Genomic DNA, 16,209 nt, shown 5'->3' with positions numbered 1-16,209 from the left:
CCAATACGCCCAGTGCCGCCTGCCTGCACTCTTCGACGGAAACCAGAACCATGACGCGTCCGATACGATGTAGGATATCGGCTTGTTTCCCATCGCCCCCCGGGCTGTCAATGGCGCCGGCATGGCTTGGCGCTTTGCACATTCCCATTGCCCGGCCCCTAGGGTAAATCTGGCGCCAGAAAATTTGATGAATACGTGCAATATGGTGTCCATGACCGCTTCATCACCCCGTGATCCTCTCGCGACCCGTTTAGAACGCGCCTTCAACGACCACGGTTACGAGCAGCTCAGCATGGTGGGTCTCGCCAAGCTATGCGGTTTCACCCGGCGCGCGCTCTACCACCATTTTTCCAGCAAGGAAGAAGCGTTCCGTTTTGCGTTGCGTTGGCGTGGGGAGCTCAATATCGTGGCCGGCATGGCGGCCGGGCGCCGGCTCATCGAGGAGGGGAAAGGCGCCGTCGATATCATCACCGAGATGATGGACGTGCGTTATGGCGAAACCCGCCGCCAGCTCGGCCTCTCCCCGCACGCGCTCGAACTCAACGACCAGGCCTTCCGCCGCGCCCGCGACATCATGGTGGAGGCCGCGGTCGACTATCAGGCCAAGCTGGCCGGCCTGCTGACCGAGATGGAAGAGTTGGGCCTGCTGCGCTTCAAGCCCGGCACCACACCCGAATCGCTGGCGCAAAGCCTCTGCGACGGCGCCCGCGGCACCAATCAATCACTACCGCCAATCCCGCCAGACCAGCTCAAGACCCGCTACCACAAAATCATCACCGCCATCCTGTTCGGTAGCGCCGAACCCGGCAAGCATCGGGCCCAGCCATGAGCGGTGCCGGCGTCCCCAGCCGGCTCGACAGTTTGCCCCTGACGCGCCTGCATCTGGCCGCTGCCGCCTTATGCGCGGCCGGCATGTTCGTCGACGTTGCCGAACTGGCGCTGAGCGTGGCCTTCTCCGCCATTTTCTCGGCCCCGCCCCATAGCTTGGACGCAACCCAACTGGGCATGCTGCTGGCATCGGTATTTGTCGGCGGCGCCATCGGCTCGCCCCTGTTCGGCTGGCTCGCCGACCGCCACGGCAGGCGGCTGGCGCTGCAACTGTCGCTCTTGCTGGTGGCGGCGCCGTCGCTGGGCGCGGCTTTCAGCCCTGATGCCAACTGGCTGATTTTCTTCAGGCTGCTCTCAGGCATGGCTCTCGGCGCCTATCCACCACTGATGTCCGCCTTCCTGGCCGATATCATGCCGCCCAAACGCCGCGCGCCCATCATGCTAACGGCGGTTTCCATCGGACTGCTCGGCGCGCCGCTGGTGGCCCTGCTGGTCTGGTGGCTGACGCCGCTGGCCCCGCTGGGCATCGAGGGCTGGCGCTGGGCGCTGATCGGCATGGGCGCCATGGCGGGGATGCTGGCGCCGGCCTTCGTGCTGCTGCCCGAATCGCCGCGCTGGCTCGCCGCACGCGGTCGCGCCGACGAGGCAGACCGCGCTTGCCGGCGCTTCGAGGCCGCCGCCGGCATTGCATCGCCGCCCGTTGTTTCCGAACTGGCCGCAGCAGCAGCATCCACGCCCCCAATACGCGGCTTCGGGGCCCACTGGCCCAATGTCGTGCTGATCGCCGCGCTTTATCTGATGCGCCCCTGGGCCACCGTTGGCTTCCCCGTGATCGCCGGCGCGGTGCTGATCGCCAAGAGCTACCGACTCGACCAGTCGCTGGCCTCGGTGGGCATTGGCGGCTTCGGCGCGGCCCTCGGGGCGCTGCTCGCCGCCACGGTCGTCGACCGCCTGCCGCGCCGCACGTCCCTCGCGATCTGTAGCCTGGCGCTGATGGGTGCCGGCTTGCTCTTCGCCATCGGCAACGATCTCATGGTGCTGGTGCTCGCCATGGCGGCATTCAATTTCCTCGCCGCCATCTACGGCCCGCTGCTGTCGATCTATGCCGCCGAGATCTTTCCAACCGGCATCCGCGCTTCGGCCACCGCCACGGCCTGGTCCGCCAATCGCATCGGTTCGGCATTGGCGCCACTCGCCTTGCTGCCGCTGCTCCAGTTTTATGGCCCGGTCTTGGTGCTTGCCACCATCGCCGCGACCCTCCTGGTCAACCTCATCCTTATCGCCGCCTTCGGCCCCCGCGGCCTCGCAGGCCAACCGTTGATGGCCTGACGCCATAAACAAAAAACCCATCCACCTTTCGGTGAATGGGTTTCAGGAACACATTCCGGCGCCCCGATCTGGGGAACATTGGTTGCGGGAGCAGGATTTGAACCTGCGACCTTCAGGTTATGAGCCTGACGAGCTACCGGGCTGCTCCATCCCGCGATAAGTCTTTGGAAACATTACCCTGGAGCGAAGCGCCGTCGCGGCATTGCCGCTGCGTTGACGGGTATATAGGGGCTGCGAGCCGATACCTCAAGGCTAAAATGGGGGCTGCGTGACAGTTTTTTGACCAAGGCCGCAATGCGAGCCATTTGTGCTTCCCATGCCCCTGATATCGCCCACAATTTTATCCGGCCTCCCCCTGCCGTTTTTGGCGCGCCTGCTCTAAGGTCCGCCCAACCCCTCCTGCTGAAAGCGCTATCATGAAACTCAAGCCCCTGGGCCGCACCGATTTGCGGGTCACCGAACTTTGCCTTGGCACCATGACCTGGGGCAGCCAGAACACCGAAGCCGAAGGCCACGCCCAGATCGACCTGGCGCTTGAGGCCGGCCTCAACTTCATGGATACCGCCGAACTCTATGCCGTGCCCGGCAGCCCGCAGACGTCGGGCCGCACCGAGGAAATCATCGGCAACTGGTTCGAGGCGACCGGCAAGCGCGACGCCTGGATCCTGGCCAGCAAGATCGGCGGCGGCGGCACCAAATTCCTCCGCGATGGCGGCCGCGCCGATGGCAAATCACTGCGCCAGGCCGTCGAGGGGAGCCTGCGCCGGCTCAAGACCGACCGCATCGAGCTCTACCAGATCCATTGGGCGTCGCGTGGCAGCTACAATTTCGACAATGGCTGGACCTATGCGCCCCACACCCAGGACACGGCCGACAGCGTCTCCAATATCCTTGAACTGCTCCATGCCTTCGACGACCTGATCAAGGAAGGCAAGATCGGCCACGCGGCCGTCTCCAACGAAACCACCTGGGGCATTGCCCAGTGGCTCAAGCTCGCCGAACAGCACAACCTGCCGCGCCTGGCCTCGGTGCAGAATGAATATAACCTGATCCGCCGCCAGTTCGACCTCGACCTGGCCGAACTCAGCCATCATGAAAATGTTGGCCTCTTGGCCTATTCGCCGCTCGCCTCGGGCATCCTGACCGGCAAATATCTGGACGGCACCATCCCGCCTGGCAGCCGCGCCGAATACCAGAAGGGCCTATGGCGGCTCAATGAATTCTCCACCCCCGCGGTGCGCGACTATGTGGCGCTGGCCGGCCAGCACGGTCTTGACCCGGCGCAGATGGCCATCGCCTTCTGCCTCACCCGCCCATTCATGACTTCGGTCATTGTCGGCGCCACCAGCGTCGCGCAATTGCACAATGATCTGGGCGCGCTCGATATCACCCTCAGCCCCGAGGTTCTGGCCGGTATCACGGCGATCCACCGCCGCTATCCGCGCCCGAACTAAAGCTGCTCTTTACACACGGCGCGCTATAACAGGACGGTCCACCAACCGTCCTGCCGGGGCCCCATGACGCTGCTGACGACGCTGTTTCCGCTGATCTGCTACTTCGCCTACAATATCGTCGTGCCGCAGGTGGAGAAGCTGCGGCCCTCGCTGTCGTCCATCATGAACATGCAGCGCCGCCGCTGGGTCGCCAATGCGGCGCTGCGCGAAAGCCCGTTCGACGCCATCCTGTCGGGCAATATCATGCAGTCCGTCAGCTTTCTCGCCTCGACTGCCGTGCTCATGGTTCTGGCAGTCTTTGCCGTCTTCGGACAAATTCCGGCGCTCATGGAATCGCTATCGTCGCTGTCGCTCGATGCCCGCTACAGCATCACCGAAGTGCAGCTGCATCTGGTGGTCATGCTGGCAATGTTCGTGCTGGCCTTCTTCGCCTTCACCCTGTCGCTGCGCCAGTTCAATCACTTCTGCATCATGCTGGGGACCCTCGATCCCTCCATCCCAGCCTCCGAGGAAGAGATCGACGCCATCACCGAGATGAACATCCTGGGCGCCCGCAATTTCAACAGCGGTATCCGGGCCTATTATTTCTCGGTCTCGACAGTGGCCTGGTTTGTGTCGGAGTGGGCGACCATCGTGGCTTGCCTGCTGACGATCCTCGTGCTCGCGCAGCGCGAATTTCTGTCTTCGGCCCACCGCACCGCAGCCTCCGCCGCGATCGTCGCCGCCCGCCGCCAGAAGGATGCCAAGCCATGAAACTGCGGCTTGCCGCCGTGCTGACCCTGGCCTGCCTCATCCCTGTCACCGCGCAGGAGCCCAGCTACACCAGTGACGACGAAACAACGCTGCAGCAATGCATCGAGACCATCAACGACATCAATGGCGACGACGACCCCACCGACAGCGCCAAGATGAGCGACTGCATCGGCACCGCCTCCAACCAGTGCCAGGAGGCGCCCGGCGGCGCCAGCACCCCCGGCATCGTCGCCTGCAACCAGCGCGAACAGGCATGGTGGGATCAGTATCTCAATTCCAACTATGCCGACCTGCAGTTGTCGCTCGAACCATCCGTCTTCGCCAGCCTCAAGACAGCGCAACGCGCCTGGCTCAAATACCGCGACGCCAAATGCGCCTTTGTGGATGCGCTCTGGAGCGGTGGCACCATTCGGTCGGTGATGTCATCGTCCTGCATGATGGATGCGACGGCCACACGGGCGATCGAGCTGGGTGAGGCGCTAAGCGGGCAATAGCGCCCCGCGCAGCACCCCAAAACCCTATTTCGTCTTCGTCTTGCCCGTCCCGTCGCCCTGCGCGCCGCGCAGCCGGGCCAGGTTGTCGATCGCCAACTGATACCCCTGGTCCGCCGATTTCTGGTAATAGGAGATCGCGGTTTCCTTGTTGGCCGGAACGCCCAGGCCCTCCTCGTAGATGTGGCCCATATTATTGAGCCCGATCACCTGCCCCGCATCGGCGGCGATCTGCGTCCATTTCACCGCCTCGGCATTGTCCACGGGCGTGCCGTGGCCGTCCATGTAGAGCAGGCCGAGATTGACCGCGGCCAGCATTTCGCCGCCTTCTGCCGCCTGCTTGTAGAGCACCAGCGCCTTGGCATAATCCTGCTCGACGCCGCGCCCGTCTTCATACAGCAGCGCCAGATTGTGCTGGGCCAGCGCCATGCCCTGGTCGGCCGCCTGCTGGTACAGCACGGCCGCCGCCTCGGGATCGGCAGTCTGCCCCAGCCCATTTTCAATCAGGAAACCCAGATTGTTCTGGCCGTATTCGTCGCCCTGCTCGGCCGCGGCCTTGTAGAGTTCGGCGGCGCGCACGTAATCGACCGGTTGGCCCAGACCGTCCGACAGTAGCTTGCCCAGGTTGACCTGGGCCGAGGCATCGCCCTGCGCCACCGAGCGCTCGAACCACGCCGCCGCCGCCACGTAATCGCGCGGCACGCCCAGCCCGTCCTGATACATCAGCCCCAGATTGGATTGCGCCTTGGACAGGCCCTGTTCGGCCGCTGCGCGGTACCATTTGGCCGCCTGCGCATAGTCCTGCGTCAGCCCCTCACCAAAATCATAGCTCAGCCCCAGGCTATTCTGTGCCGGCGCATAGCCCGCCTCGGCGCCCTTGGTCAGCAGCGCCGCGCCGCGCGCCATATCCTTGTCGATGCCGTCGCCGGTCGTCAGCATGTCGCCGAACAGCGACAGCGCCACCACATTGTCGGCCGCGCTCGCCGTCTCGAACAGGGGCACCGCCTTTTCGTAATCGCCGGCGGCGTAATACGCTCGCGCCAGCCAGGCCTGGAGCTGCACCGTGTTCGGCTCGGCCTTGAGCGCCTTTTCGCAGGCCGCCACCGCAACCGTCGAATCCACCGACGCCAGGTCCCGGCCGATATGCTCGAAGCCCGGCTCGAACTGGCTGGCGGCAGCGGCTGCGCAGGCATCGAACAGCGGTCCGGCCAAGGCGGTCGACGCCGACAGCACCAGCAGGACGGACCCCAGCACCGCGCCGCGCACCATTATTTTGATCTGACCGCTCATTGTCGGTAACTCCCTCACCGGCCCCTCGCCGCATAGTCATAACCGGCCCGGCATAAGAGCGGCAAGACGTTCCGGCCCCACCGACAGACAATTGAAGAATTGGGTTATCGGCCCAGCCGCGCTTTGAGAAACGCCGTGGCCTCCGCCAGCACCGGCGCCATCTTGCGCAGCGGCCGCGATAGCGCCATCACCACGTGCCCATGCCCCATGGTGGGATAATAGCTTTCGCTCACCGGCATACCCAGCGCCCGCAGCTCCCGCGCCAGCGCCTTGGCGTTGAGCGGCCCCACCAGTGTGTCACGCTCGCCATTGGCCAGGAACATCGGCGGCGCATCCGCCGTGACGTGATTGATCGGCTGTGTCGCCTTCGGCCCCCGCACTGCGCCGAAGGTTCGCAACGAAATCGGCCCATCAAAAGGCAGGAAATCATAGGGCCCCGATAGCCCCACCACCGCCTTGACCCGCCCGAGCAGTCCGCGCGCTTTGAGGTATGCCGGGTCCAGCGCCAGCATCACCGCATTATAGGCGCCGGCCGAATGCCCCATCAGCGCCATCCGCTCGGCATCGCCGCCGTATTCGGCGATATGCTCGACGCACCAGGCGAAGGCCGCGGCGCAATCCTGCAGGAACCCCGGATATTCCACCTCGGGGATCAGCCGGTAATCGGCGATGACGGTGAGAAAACCCTGCGCCGCCAGCGCCCTGCCGGCGAAATCGTAATTGTGCCGGGTGCCATCCATCCACGAGCCGCCATAAATGAAGAACACCACCGGCCACGGCCCGCTCCCCTTGGGCGCATAGATATCGAGCTGCTGCCGCGGCTCGCGCCCATAGGCAATCTCGCGCGCCAGCTTGACCGAGCCGCTATCCTTGGGCAGCAGCGCATTGACGACGGACAGGAGGGATAAGGCCATGCAAAACTCGGAGGGGGAGACGGCTTAGATACGGGCCCCGACCTAGAACGGTTTCGTCTGCCCCGCAACGCACGACCGCGTTCCTAATTTTCCGCGTTTTAACCGCGCCACGCATCGCGAGCGGCGCGACAATATCTGACATTGACATTCAGGTATGCGCGCAGTTTTATGCGGGCGTGCTTTTAGTCCAGTAGAACCACCCCGCGCCATGCTCGTCTGCCAGTGCAATATGATTACCTCCAAGCAGATCGAGGACATCGTCCTGGCTTTGCTCGAGGAGGACCCCTGGCAGTTGGTGGTTCCGGCCAAGGTCTATCGCGAGCTCGCGCGCCGCGCCAAATGCAGCGGCTGCGTGCCAAATGTGGTGGACATTATCGTTCGCGTCACCGAAAACTACCACCTCCAGCAGGCGCGCACGCCGGGGGAGCTTGTCGAGCTCGAAACCCGTCTGGCAAAGCTGAAGCAGCAACGGAGTGGAGATCGTCGTGAAAGGCGAAGCACAAGTCATCGAGCGGCTTAACGAGGCCCTCTTTCTCGAACTCGGCGCAGTCAACCAGTATTGGGTCCATTTTCGTCTGCTCGACGATTGGGGCTATAAGAAGCTGGCCGCCAAGGAACGCGCTGAATCCATTGAAGAAATGCACCATGCCGATCGCCTGATCGAGCGCATCATCTTCCTCGAAGGCCACCCCAACCTGCAGCGCGTCGCCCCTTTGCGAATTGGCCAGACTATCAAGGAAGTGCTCGAAGCCGATTTGGCCGGCGAATACGACGCCCGCGCTGCCTACAAGGCCAGCCGCGAACTGTGCGAACAGGCCGGCGACTATGTTTCCAAGAACCTGTTCGAGTCTCTGCTGACCGACGAAGAAGGCCATATCGACTTCCTCGAAACCCAGCTCGACCTATTGAGCAAGATCGGCATCGAGAAATACGGCCAGCTCAATTCCGCGTCCGCCGACGAAGCCGAGTAAGACTGTCTGTCCACGAGGTCATCCCCGCACAGGCGAGGATGACCCGAGAGTGCATGGCGTCCCCTATAGGTTGGAGGCCACTTCGATCAAAAACCCGCCCGGCGTCATGCAGTAAAACCCAACGCTGCCCGTCGGCCCGCGATTGAACTTCTGCACCTCGCCCGGCGCAGCGCCTCCAGCCAGCAATTCGGCGTGCTTGGCGCACACGGCCTCTTCGGTGGCGACGAAGAACCCCAGATGGAAATTGCGCGAGTAGCTCACCACTTCGCCCTTGCCGGCAACCATCAGGTTGAACACGAAGCCATGTCCGTCATCGAGCACCGCAAAGGCGTCGTTCTTGTTGACGAGCACGGTGAAGCCCAGGAACTGGCGAAAAAAATCCACCGTAGCGGCGACGTCATCGACCGCCAGATTGGCGTGATTGAGTTGCATTTTGAAAACCTTGAATTGGAAAATTGAACATTGACGGCGCCGGCCCAAAAGGCGGCGCACGCGCAAATCGTCCAACAATGGCAGGCAGCCAGAACATCGGGACCTCGACAAGCAAGACCACCCCGGAATGAACCGGGTTGGGACCTTGCCGTGGATCCTCGCGTCACAGACGCTGGATATTTACTTGTCGCCGGAGCGAAAGCGCGGGGCTCACCAAAAACCCGCTGATGTTTTTCGGCTTATGGCGCAACATAACGGCTCGCGGTATCGTGCGTCAACCATCGCAAGGAGACCATCCATGACGTTTCACCGAGGCCGCCTGATCGATCACGTCCACCTGCGCGCCAAGGACCTGGCAGCCAGTAAGCGCTTTTATGAAGGCGCGCTTGCCGTGCTGGACCTCGAAATCCAGGCGTCCAATGATGAGTTTTTCTACCTCGACGAGCTCTTTATCTCGACCGCTGACGCCGAAACTCCGCCCACCCACGTCCACCTGGCCTTCCAGGCTAAGGACCGCGCCACGGTCGACGCCTTCTACAAGGCCGCCCTCGCGGCCGGCGGCAAGGACAATGGCGGACCGGGCGAACGCTTCTATCACCCAGGCTATTACGCCGCCTTCGTCTTCGATCCGGATGGCAACAATATCGAAGCGGTCTATCACGGCCCGTCGACCCGCTCGGCCGAGTCGGTGCAGTTCGACCCCGCCTGATCTTTCTCCCCTCTCCCCTTGCGGGAGAGGGTGCCCGAAGGGCGGGTGAGGGGTTTCTTGCCGCTATCGCAGCCCCCTCATCCGGCGCTACGCGCCACCTTCTCCCGCAAGGGGAGAAGGAAGACTTGGATCCGGCCACGGCAGCACCGTGATTTCCGGCCAGACCGTTTTGGCCCGCGCACCCTTGGTCTCGTGGGCCAGCCGGTTGTCGAGCACCGCATTCGGCGTGATCCGGAACGCGAACATATCGTCGAGCCCAAATGGCGCTTCGATCGTCATTGTATCATCGGTCTCGAGCCGCGCCGCCACCGCATGGGTGCGCGAAGCATAGCGCGTCAGCGACTGGGTCGAATGCGTCAGCGGCGTCACCACGATGCCGAACTTTTGCGGAAACCACAGATGCACCCGCGCCTGGTTGCGCAGCTCGACGGGGAGCGGCAGGCCTGCAAACCGTGCATCGGCCGCCTTGATCACCCGGTCCTCGGCCTCATAGGACAGGTCCGAGCCATCGAAATAGATCAGGTCGACATCCTTGATGCCGGTCAGCGCCGGCCGGCCGGTCAGGTGGTTCCACACCATGTTGTAGACCGCGCCCGACACCAGCCACGCGTCCGGCAGCGCCATTGCGCGCAGTCCTTCCAGTACGCTCATCAGCACCGGCTGGGCGCGAACAATGTCTTCCAGCGCCCGGCGCTGCTGTTCCGGGCTCGCCCCGGCATATCGCAAATGCTCACTCATGCCCGACGCTAGACCGATTCTGACGTCATCCGCATCACTTGCTGACGGGCTGGAACAGCGTATCCATCTGCGCGATGATATCGTCCATTGGCTCGATCACCTCGTTCGGCGGCGTTGGGGTCGCGGCGATATAGGGCACGCCGCTGGGGAAGGCCCCGAACTGGTTGAAGAACAGCGTCATGTCATCGAGCACCGGCGCCCGCCAGCGCCACAGCGCGCCCATGGCCATGACCACCTCCATGTGGCCAAAACCTTCATAGAATTTCGTCGTCACCCAGGTGCCGCGCGCCTGCAGGGCCCGTGCCAGGTGTTCGGTATTCTGCATCCGCACGATCGGGTCGCTGGTGCCCGTCGCCAGATACATCGGCGGCGCATCCGCGGTCACCAGGTTAACCGGCTGCGTGCCTTCAGGATTGGAGGCCGAACCGAAGGCGTCGCGCACTTCGCCATATTCGAACGGGTAGAAGTCGAATGGCCCCGATAGCGCGGCAACCGCCCGGATCGGCATGGTCACGCCATAGTCCTTGAGGAAGGACGGATCGAGCGCCAGCATCACCGCGTTATAGGCCCCGGCCGAATGCCCGGCCAGGAACAGGCGTTCCGGGTCGCCGCCATAATTGGCGATATTGTCCTGCACCCACTTGAGCGCTTTGGCATTATCATCGAGAAATTCGGGATATTTCACCTCGGGCACCAGCCGGTAATCGGCGATCACCGCGATGAAACCGCGTGCCGCCAGCGCCCGGCCGACAAACTGATAGTCCCCGCGCTCACCCCGGTTCCAGCCGCCCCCATAGATGAAGAACACCACCGGCGCCGCCGCTCCGCGCGCCTCGGGCGCATAAACATCGAGCTTGAACCGCGGCCCATCCGCGTAGGCGATCCCGTCGCCCACCTTGGCGGTCCCGCCATCCATCGCCCCCGGCAGATTGAACGGATCCATGATGGACAGCGCCAGTGCCGGCCCCGAAGCCAGCAACAGCACCAGCATCACCACGACAGCACGAACGGAATTGAGCAAAGGAAGTCGGAACATGAACATACGATTCGAACAGAGGACGAGGAATTCAGCCATTGGGGCACAAAGCCGAAGATTGTGTGACTGGCGTGGCGCTGTGCCAGCATTGTGAACAATGCCTATCTCTTCGGGCTAAGCGCAGCCGATACGAAGAGATTTTCGTCAGAGTTGCGAAACTCTCAGTCTTCCCTCTCCCCTTGTGGGAGAGGGTGCCCGAAGGGCGGGTGAGGGGTTCTTTGCTCTATCGCAGCCCCCTCATCCGGCGCTGCGCGCCACCTTCTCCCACAAGGGGAGAAGGAAGAAGAAGTGGGCGAGGGCAGGCGCCTCAATATCCGAAGCTGCCTGCCCTCTACTTAAGCCCCCCGATTTTGCCGCCATAGAGTAAACGAAAGGTTAATTTTTTAGCCGATCCAACAGCCTTCCGGATACGAACCCGTCGGCCGGCAGGCCCGCCTGCTGCTGAAACGCAATCACCGCCGCCCGCGTCTTGGGGCCGATAGCCCCGTCGGGCGTACCCACATTGAAGCCTCGCCGGTTGAGCAAAGCCTGCAGTTCCACCTTCTGGTTGGCATTGAGCGCATAGTCATTGGCCGGCCAGCCCGAGATGAACTCGCCGCCCCCGATGATGCGGTCCGCCAGATGCCCGACCGCCAGCGCATAGCTGTCCGAATTGTTGTAGCGCTTGATCACATCGAAATTGGGTAGCAGCAGGAAAGTCGGGCCGCTGGCGCCGGCCGGCATGTAAAGCCGCGCCGTATCGCTGGCCCGCGGAAACGGCTTGCCGTTGCTACGGGTGATGCCCAATTGCGCCCACTGGCCAATGGAGGCCCGCTCCATCTGCCGCGCCTTGGCATAGTCAAAGCCATTCGGCAGATGCACCTCATAGCCCCAGGTCTCGCCGGGGCGCCAGTTGAACTCATGCAGATAGTTTGCCGTCGAGCCCAGCGCGTCCTGCACCGAATTCCAGATATCCTTGCGCCCATCGCCATTGTAGTCGACAGCGTAACTCATGAAGCTTGAGGGCATGAACTGGGTATGTCCCATCGCCCCTGCCCACGAGCCAACCATGTTGCCCGGCGTGACGTGCCCGTCCGAAACGATGCGCAGCGCCGTCAGCAATTCGTTGCGGAAATAATCCGGCCGATAGCCGCCCTCGGTCAGCGTCGCCAGCGCGTAAATGGTGTTTTCGCCGCCCATGAAGCCGCCGAAATTGGTTTCCATGCCCCAGATCGCCAGCACGATTTCCGGCTGCACACCCCAGCGCTGCGCTGATCCGGTCAGCGTCTGGTTCCATTCACTGCGCATGGCGCGGCCCTTCGTCGCCCGCGCGTCGGTCACCGCTCCTGCGATATACTGCCCCACGGTCTTGGTAAACTCAGGCTGCTTGCGCGATAGTTCCAACACTTTGGGGATCATCGCATAGCCGGCGAACGAGGCCTCGAAAGCCTGGCGGCTGACACCCTTGGCCTCGGCCTGTGGCCATAGCCCGCGCACGAAATCGGCGCTGTTGGCCAGCGATGCTTCCATCGCGCCAACGCTCATCAGCGCTGCGAGGCCGATTGCCGAAATACGTTTGACAGCGCCAGGACGCTTGCCGGTTTTGTGCACCATGTTGGGCCTCGTGATACGCAATAAAAGTCACGACGATGGCGGCATTTCATCAGTCTTCGCGCCGGCTACGCCGCAACCGCGCGTATCCCTATTTTAACCTATCAAATTAAGATCGCCTTAAGGCAAACACCAATGACGATCACAACCGCTTTAGTTGTCATCCTAAGCATTTAATCTGGTCCGGCTTTGCGGCGGATTATGCAGGCTATTCGCCAGCGTTGGGCAACTCTCCGGCCAGCGGCAATCCGCGCGTTGGGCCACGCCCCTCAACATAGCGCACGCTTTGCGTCGGCACTTGGATGCCCCGCTCGGCAAACAGCCGCATCACCAGCTCGCTGAAATAACGCCCCGCTCCCCACTGCTTGCCCGCAATGGTCTTGATGCGCGCCCGCAGCGTCATCGAGGCCGGCGTTATGGCGATCAGCCCCTGCAGGTCTAGCTCATCGAGGATGACATCCTTGTGCTCGCTTTCCATCACCAGCGCGAACGCGTCGCGCAGCGCCTGCTTGACCGCCTCGATATCGCTGTCATAGGCGACCTCGATTTCCGCCACGTAGAACGAGAAGCCGCGCACCATATTGCTGACCTGGTCGACCGACGAAAACGGGATCAGATGCACCGTCCCGCTCATATCGCGAATGGTCACCGAGCGGATGGTGAGCTTTTCCACCACGCCCGATTTGCCCGCGGCTTCCACCACGTCACCCTCGTTCATCACGTTTTCGAACTGGATGAAAATGCCGGTGATGATGTCCTGCACCAGCTTTTGCGCACCGAAGCCGATGGCGAGGCCCAGCACCCCGGCGCCCGCCAGCAGCGGCGCAATATTGACCCCGATCTGGGCCAGCGCCAGCATTAGTCCGAACACCACCAGCGCAATGGTGAAGGCGTTCTTGAACAGGTTGAGCAGCGTCTTTTCCCGATTGGTCGCCACCACGCCGGCATTGTCATTGAGCCGGTATTCCACCCATGACGCGACCGCCACATGTAGCGCGATGCAGACCAAAACGATCAGCGCCGCCGAAATCACCGAGACCGCCACCTGCTGCCCGCCATCGCTGGAAATCCAGCCGACGAAATCGAACAACGCCCAGGCCTGCGCCACGGCCAGCACCACCCCGGCAATGACGATCCAGCGCACAATGCCCATCACGCGCGGCACGAAGGCATGCAGCCGCTTTTCCAGCAGCGGCAGTTTCTGGCTGATATCCTTGGGCAGATGCAGCCCCGCATCGACGAAGCGCGAGACGAACATCACCACCAGCATGCCCACAAGGATTGCGATCGCCGTCTGCACCGTGGCGCCCAACATGAAGGGCAGTGCCCGGGTCGGATTGGCGAACCACACGATCAGCAGCGCCACCAGGTAGGTGATCGCCACTACGTGCCAGATCCTGCCGATCAGCAACAACACCTGCGCGGCCCCGGTACTGCGTTTTTCCGCCATGCGGCCCAGCCAGGCGCGTACCCCGTCCTTGCACTGCAGCACGATGACGATGCCGATGGTTACCGCCGTCGCCATCACCAGCACCTGCACCGCCGCCGCGATCCCCATCGACAGATTGGCGGCGATCACCGGCGACACCAGCATGAACGTATAGCCGAGCAAGGAGACGATCCGCCCCAGCCAGAAGGACCAATAGGCCGCATTGCTGTCGCTGACCGGCACCAGCCGCAATGTCTCGAAGCGCGGCTGCAACAGCGTGCGCAGCACCACCTTGCTCAGTTCCACCAGCAGAAACGCATTAAGCAGCAGCGACTGGTTGATCCCCATGCTGCCCGGCGTACCGGTCACGCTCAGCGCCAGCACATTGCCCAGCGCCCACGCCAAAACCACCGATCCGACATCGATCGCCGCCGCCGCCAATGCACCGGCCAACCGCATGTACCAGCGCTTGCCGGCCACCCGCGCTGCAATCCGCCGCTGCAGCCAGATCACGATGACCCGTAATCCGAGGAAACTGGCCAGCAGTGCCGCCCCCACGATCAGCACGCCGATGGCCACATCGCCGAGCGCCGACAGATCGGCTCCCTCGCCGCCAAAGCCCTGGCGCAGATCGACAAATACCTCCCCCACTGCCCGGAAGGTGCTGGAAACGCCTTCTGCCGAGCGCCGCGTATATTCGGCCAATTGCCGCGCAATGCTCAAATCGGGCGCGGTCTCGACCGGCGTTGCCGTCTCGCCGGTGGTCGTCTGCCGCAACCGCTCCAGCAGCACCGCCCGCGTATCGTCGTTCTCGATGATGCGGATCAACTCGTCGATGCTCGCATCCGCCGGTGCGGCGGTCTCGGCGGGGACCGGCACTTGCGCCATGGCCACGCTCGGCAACGACAGCACGACCAGCAATAGGGCAATCAACAAACGCATGAATGGCTCGATATTTGGCAAAGGAACGGTGCGGCTTCCTGTCGATCAGGTCGCCACGCCACCGTCAACGCCGCAAGCGGGCAAAATGTGGCATGCGGCCAAATCAGCCCGGCCAATTGCCCGCAGCCATCTGGAAAACGCGAAACCACTATGGCAGCATCACTGCCATGTCCTCCAACCTGCCTCCCGGCCACAATGGCGGCCCGCCGCTCGATGATCCCCATGCCCCCGAATGGGGCGCCAACGGCATAGGCAACTATTTCGAATGGAAAGCCGCCAAGCGCGCCGCCTTCAAGGACGTGCCCGCCGACATTGCCATCATGCGTGCCCGCCGCGCCGAGGCCCTTGGCCTGACCTATGACGAATACACCCTGGAAATCCTGGAACGTGGCCGTTATCTGCAAGCCAGCGACACCGATCGGATTGTCCAGATTAAAGCTAAGCGTCCGGTGCCGTGGTAACCACTAGCAATGCATACGCCGTAGCGCGCCCAGTGGGCATGCAGTCCCAATAGCGCCTTGGAGACAGCCGATGACCGTTGCCTCGACCGCCGATTGGCAATCTCGCGTCGATGCCCTCTGGGCGATTTTCGATTCCCTGGACGCCGAGGCATTCCTGCAGAAAATGCGCGCGCTTGCCGCCGAACGCCCGGACAACGATCCGGTGGCCCTGTTCGAGCTCGCGTCCGCCCATGACTCCACAGATCACGAGACCGAAGCCGCAGCGCTATATCGCCAGGCTCTGGCCCTCGGCCTGCCCAGTGACCTGCGGCGCCGCGCTACGATTCAACTCGCCAGTACCCTGCGCAATCTCGGTCAAGCCGAGGCCGCCGTCGCGCTGCTACGCGCCGAGCAATCCGCCCCCTCCGACCAACTCGACGACGCCGTCACCGCCTTCCTCGCCCTCTCCCTCTCCGACCTGGGGCGTGAGCGGGAGGCGTTGAGCCTGGCGCTGACGGCGCTGTCTCCGCACTTGCCGCGCTACAATCGGTCACTGGGCAATTACGCGAAGGCTCTCGTAAACCCTTACCACTACCGCCGAACACCACGCTAAACCGGTCAGGCAAGACATCCAGCCCGTCAACTACAGGTGTCCCCGCCCAGCCTTCCTCCTTCGCCAAACGCAAAAACCCCCAGTCATTACTGACTGGGGGTTTTGTGTGTTTCGAGATTGTATTGAGACTTCATACGTTTTTGGCAGACCTTGCAGCGACCTACTCTCCCAAGCCTTGAGACTTAGTACCATTGGCGCAGAGGAATTTGACGGTCGAGTTCGGGATGGGATCGGGTCTTGGGCTCCTCGC

General features: G+C 62.9%; 17 protein-coding genes, 1 tRNA gene, 1 rRNA gene and 1 pseudogene. 10 read left to right on the top strand and 10 right to left on the bottom strand.

The window, feature by feature from the left end; translation table 11 throughout:
* Window positions 1–82 precede the first annotated feature (82 nt).
* Both JWR51_RS09385 and JWR51_RS09380 read left to right on the top strand, forming a co-directional pair.
* Window positions 83–829, top strand: a complete 747-nt coding sequence (locus JWR51_RS09385) for a TetR/AcrR family transcriptional regulator (protein ID WP_299746643.1) — start codon at window positions 83–85, stop codon at window positions 827–829.
* Entirely contained in the window at window positions 826–2,157 is a 1,332-nt protein-coding gene (locus JWR51_RS09380; RefSeq protein WP_299746640.1) for an MFS transporter, read from the top strand. Before JWR51_RS09385 ends, JWR51_RS09380 begins: the two co-directional genes overlap by 4 nt.
* 79 nt (window positions 2,158–2,236) lie before the next feature.
* On the opposite strand, the gene JWR51_RS09375 is transcribed toward JWR51_RS09380, so the two are convergent.
* Window positions 2,237–2,313, bottom strand: a tRNA-Met gene (locus JWR51_RS09375).
* 260 nt (window positions 2,314–2,573) lie between these two features.
* Between JWR51_RS09375 and JWR51_RS09370 the strand changes: the two genes are divergently transcribed.
* From JWR51_RS09370 to JWR51_RS09360, 3 genes are all read left to right on the top strand, one after another.
* Window positions 2,574–3,611 carry an aldo/keto reductase gene (locus JWR51_RS09370; RefSeq protein WP_299746638.1) on the top strand — a complete coding sequence of 346 codons (1,038 nt, stop codon included), beginning with the start codon at window positions 2,574–2,576 and terminating at the stop codon, window positions 3,609–3,611.
* Between the two features lie 63 nt (window positions 3,612–3,674).
* Entirely contained in the window at window positions 3,675–4,364 is a 690-nt protein-coding gene (locus JWR51_RS09365) for a DUF599 domain-containing protein (protein WP_299746635.1), read from the top strand.
* A complete protein-coding gene (locus JWR51_RS09360; protein ID WP_299746632.1) occupies window positions 4,361–4,858 on the top strand; it encodes a lysozyme inhibitor LprI family protein in 498 nt (165 codons plus the stop codon). The genes JWR51_RS09365 and JWR51_RS09360 overlap by 4 nt, the downstream gene beginning before the upstream one ends.
* A gap of 24 nt (window positions 4,859–4,882) precedes the next feature.
* Here the strand turns inward: JWR51_RS09360 and JWR51_RS09355 are convergent, their stop codons facing one another.
* Together JWR51_RS09355 and JWR51_RS09350 are read right to left on the bottom strand one after the other, a co-directional pair.
* Window positions 4,883–6,145 (bottom strand): tetratricopeptide repeat protein, encoded by a 1,263-nt coding sequence (locus tag JWR51_RS09355; RefSeq protein WP_299746629.1) that lies wholly within the window; start codon window positions 6,143–6,145, stop codon window positions 4,883–4,885.
* Between the two features lie 104 nt (window positions 6,146–6,249).
* Window positions 6,250–7,059 carry an alpha/beta hydrolase gene (locus tag JWR51_RS09350; protein WP_299746627.1) on the bottom strand — a complete coding sequence of 270 codons (810 nt, stop codon included), beginning with the start codon at window positions 7,057–7,059 and terminating at the stop codon, window positions 6,250–6,252.
* Window positions 7,060–7,267: 208 nt separating this feature from the next.
* Between JWR51_RS09350 and JWR51_RS09345 the strand changes: the two genes are divergently transcribed.
* Both JWR51_RS09345 and bfr read left to right on the top strand, forming a co-directional pair.
* Complete coding sequence (locus JWR51_RS09345; RefSeq protein WP_299746625.1) at window positions 7,268–7,579, top strand: (2Fe-2S)-binding protein; 312 nt, start codon at window positions 7,268–7,270, stop codon at window positions 7,577–7,579.
* On the top strand, window positions 7,545–8,030 hold the full coding sequence (gene bfr / locus JWR51_RS09340) for a bacterioferritin (protein WP_299746623.1): 486 nt from the start codon (window positions 7,545–7,547) through the stop codon (window positions 8,028–8,030). Before JWR51_RS09345 ends, bfr begins: the two co-directional genes overlap by 35 nt.
* A 63-nt stretch (window positions 8,031–8,093) precedes the next feature.
* Here bfr and JWR51_RS09335 read toward each other — a convergent pair whose 3' ends face one another.
* Complete coding sequence (locus tag JWR51_RS09335; RefSeq protein WP_299746621.1) at window positions 8,094–8,462, bottom strand: VOC family protein; 369 nt, start codon at window positions 8,460–8,462, stop codon at window positions 8,094–8,096.
* 298 nt (window positions 8,463–8,760) lie between these two features.
* Here JWR51_RS09335 and JWR51_RS09330 point away from each other — a divergent pair, with 298 nt between their 5' ends.
* Complete coding sequence (locus JWR51_RS09330) at window positions 8,761–9,171, top strand: VOC family protein (protein WP_299746619.1); 411 nt, start codon at window positions 8,761–8,763, stop codon at window positions 9,169–9,171.
* A gap of 87 nt (window positions 9,172–9,258) precedes the next feature.
* On the opposite strand, the gene JWR51_RS09325 is transcribed toward JWR51_RS09330, so the two are convergent.
* From JWR51_RS09325 to JWR51_RS09310, 4 genes are all read right to left on the bottom strand, one after another.
* On the bottom strand, window positions 9,259–9,909 hold the full coding sequence (locus JWR51_RS09325; RefSeq protein WP_299746617.1) for a nucleotidyltransferase family protein: 651 nt from the start codon (window positions 9,907–9,909) through the stop codon (window positions 9,259–9,261).
* Window positions 9,910–9,943: 34 nt separating this feature from the next.
* Window positions 9,944–10,945, bottom strand: coding sequence for an alpha/beta hydrolase (locus JWR51_RS09320; protein WP_299746615.1), 1,002 nt, complete (start codon window positions 10,943–10,945; stop codon window positions 9,944–9,946).
* Between the two features lie 375 nt (window positions 10,946–11,320).
* On the bottom strand, window positions 11,321–12,538 hold the full coding sequence (locus JWR51_RS09315) for a lytic murein transglycosylase (protein ID WP_299746613.1): 1,218 nt from the start codon (window positions 12,536–12,538) through the stop codon (window positions 11,321–11,323).
* Window positions 12,539–12,743: 205 nt separating this feature from the next.
* Window positions 12,744–14,906: a mechanosensitive ion channel domain-containing protein gene (locus tag JWR51_RS09310; protein ID WP_299746610.1), complete on the bottom strand. Its 2,163-nt coding sequence runs from the start codon at window positions 14,904–14,906 to the stop codon at window positions 12,744–12,746.
* 92 nt (window positions 14,907–14,998) lie between these two features.
* On the opposite strand from JWR51_RS09310, the gene JWR51_RS09305 reads away from it, so the two are divergent.
* Entirely contained in the window at window positions 14,999–15,367 is a 369-nt protein-coding gene (locus JWR51_RS09305; RefSeq protein WP_299746608.1) for a hypothetical protein, read from the top strand.
* Window positions 15,368–15,437: 70 nt separating this feature from the next.
* Entirely contained in the window at window positions 15,438–15,959 is a 522-nt protein-coding gene (locus JWR51_RS09300; protein WP_299746605.1) for a tetratricopeptide repeat protein, read from the top strand.
* Between the two features lie 86 nt (window positions 15,960–16,045).
* Here JWR51_RS09300 and JWR51_RS24035 read toward each other — a convergent pair.
* A pseudogene (locus tag JWR51_RS24035) lies at window positions 16,046–16,117 on the bottom strand (hypothetical protein); the annotation flags it as partial.
* Window positions 16,107–16,209, bottom strand: a 5S ribosomal RNA gene (rrf, locus tag JWR51_RS09295); the annotation flags it as partial. The pseudogene JWR51_RS24035 and the gene rrf, both read right to left, overlap by 11 nt.

This window comes from Devosia sp., assembly GCF_028290625.1.
In the GTDB taxonomy this organism is placed as follows: Bacteria; Pseudomonadota; Alphaproteobacteria; order Rhizobiales; family Devosiaceae; genus Devosia.
This window is presented reverse-complemented; position numbering and strand designations above follow the sequence as displayed.

What these genes read in the sequence shown, in the direction of transcription:
- JWR51_RS09360 (WP_299746632.1), top strand. Translation starts at nt 4,361, where the DNA reads ATGAAACTGCGGCTTGCCGCCGTGCTGACCCTGGCCTGCCTCATCCCT.
- JWR51_RS09335 (WP_299746621.1), bottom strand. Translation starts at nt 8,462, where the DNA reads ATGCAACTCAATCACGCCAATCTGGCGGTCGATGACGTCGCCGCTACG.
- JWR51_RS09305 (WP_299746608.1), top strand. Translation starts at nt 14,999, where the DNA reads ATGCGGCCAAATCAGCCCGGCCAATTGCCCGCAGCCATCTGGAAAACG.
- JWR51_RS09365 (WP_299746635.1), top strand. Translation starts at nt 3,675, where the DNA reads ATGACGCTGCTGACGACGCTGTTTCCGCTGATCTGCTACTTCGCCTAC.
- JWR51_RS09330 (WP_299746619.1), top strand. Translation starts at nt 8,761, where the DNA reads ATGACGTTTCACCGAGGCCGCCTGATCGATCACGTCCACCTGCGCGCC.
- JWR51_RS09315 (WP_299746613.1), bottom strand. Translation starts at nt 12,538, where the DNA reads ATGGTGCACAAAACCGGCAAGCGTCCTGGCGCTGTCAAACGTATTTCG.
- JWR51_RS09310 (WP_299746610.1), bottom strand. Translation starts at nt 14,906, where the DNA reads ATGCGTTTGTTGATTGCCCTATTGCTGGTCGTGCTGTCGTTGCCGAGC.
- JWR51_RS09325 (WP_299746617.1), bottom strand. Translation starts at nt 9,909, where the DNA reads ATGAGTGAGCATTTGCGATATGCCGGGGCGAGCCCGGAACAGCAGCGC.
- JWR51_RS09380 (WP_299746640.1), top strand. Translation starts at nt 826, where the DNA reads ATGAGCGGTGCCGGCGTCCCCAGCCGGCTCGACAGTTTGCCCCTGACG.
- JWR51_RS09320 (WP_299746615.1), bottom strand. Translation starts at nt 10,945, where the DNA reads ATGTTCCGACTTCCTTTGCTCAATTCCGTTCGTGCTGTCGTGGTGATG.
- JWR51_RS09300 (WP_299746605.1), top strand. Translation starts at nt 15,438, where the DNA reads ATGACCGTTGCCTCGACCGCCGATTGGCAATCTCGCGTCGATGCCCTC.
- JWR51_RS09345 (WP_299746625.1), top strand. Translation starts at nt 7,268, where the DNA reads ATGCTCGTCTGCCAGTGCAATATGATTACCTCCAAGCAGATCGAGGAC.
- JWR51_RS09350 (WP_299746627.1), bottom strand. Translation starts at nt 7,059, where the DNA reads ATGGCCTTATCCCTCCTGTCCGTCGTCAATGCGCTGCTGCCCAAGGAT.
- JWR51_RS09355 (WP_299746629.1), bottom strand. Translation starts at nt 6,145, where the DNA reads ATGAGCGGTCAGATCAAAATAATGGTGCGCGGCGCGGTGCTGGGGTCC.
- JWR51_RS09370 (WP_299746638.1), top strand. Translation starts at nt 2,574, where the DNA reads ATGAAACTCAAGCCCCTGGGCCGCACCGATTTGCGGGTCACCGAACTT.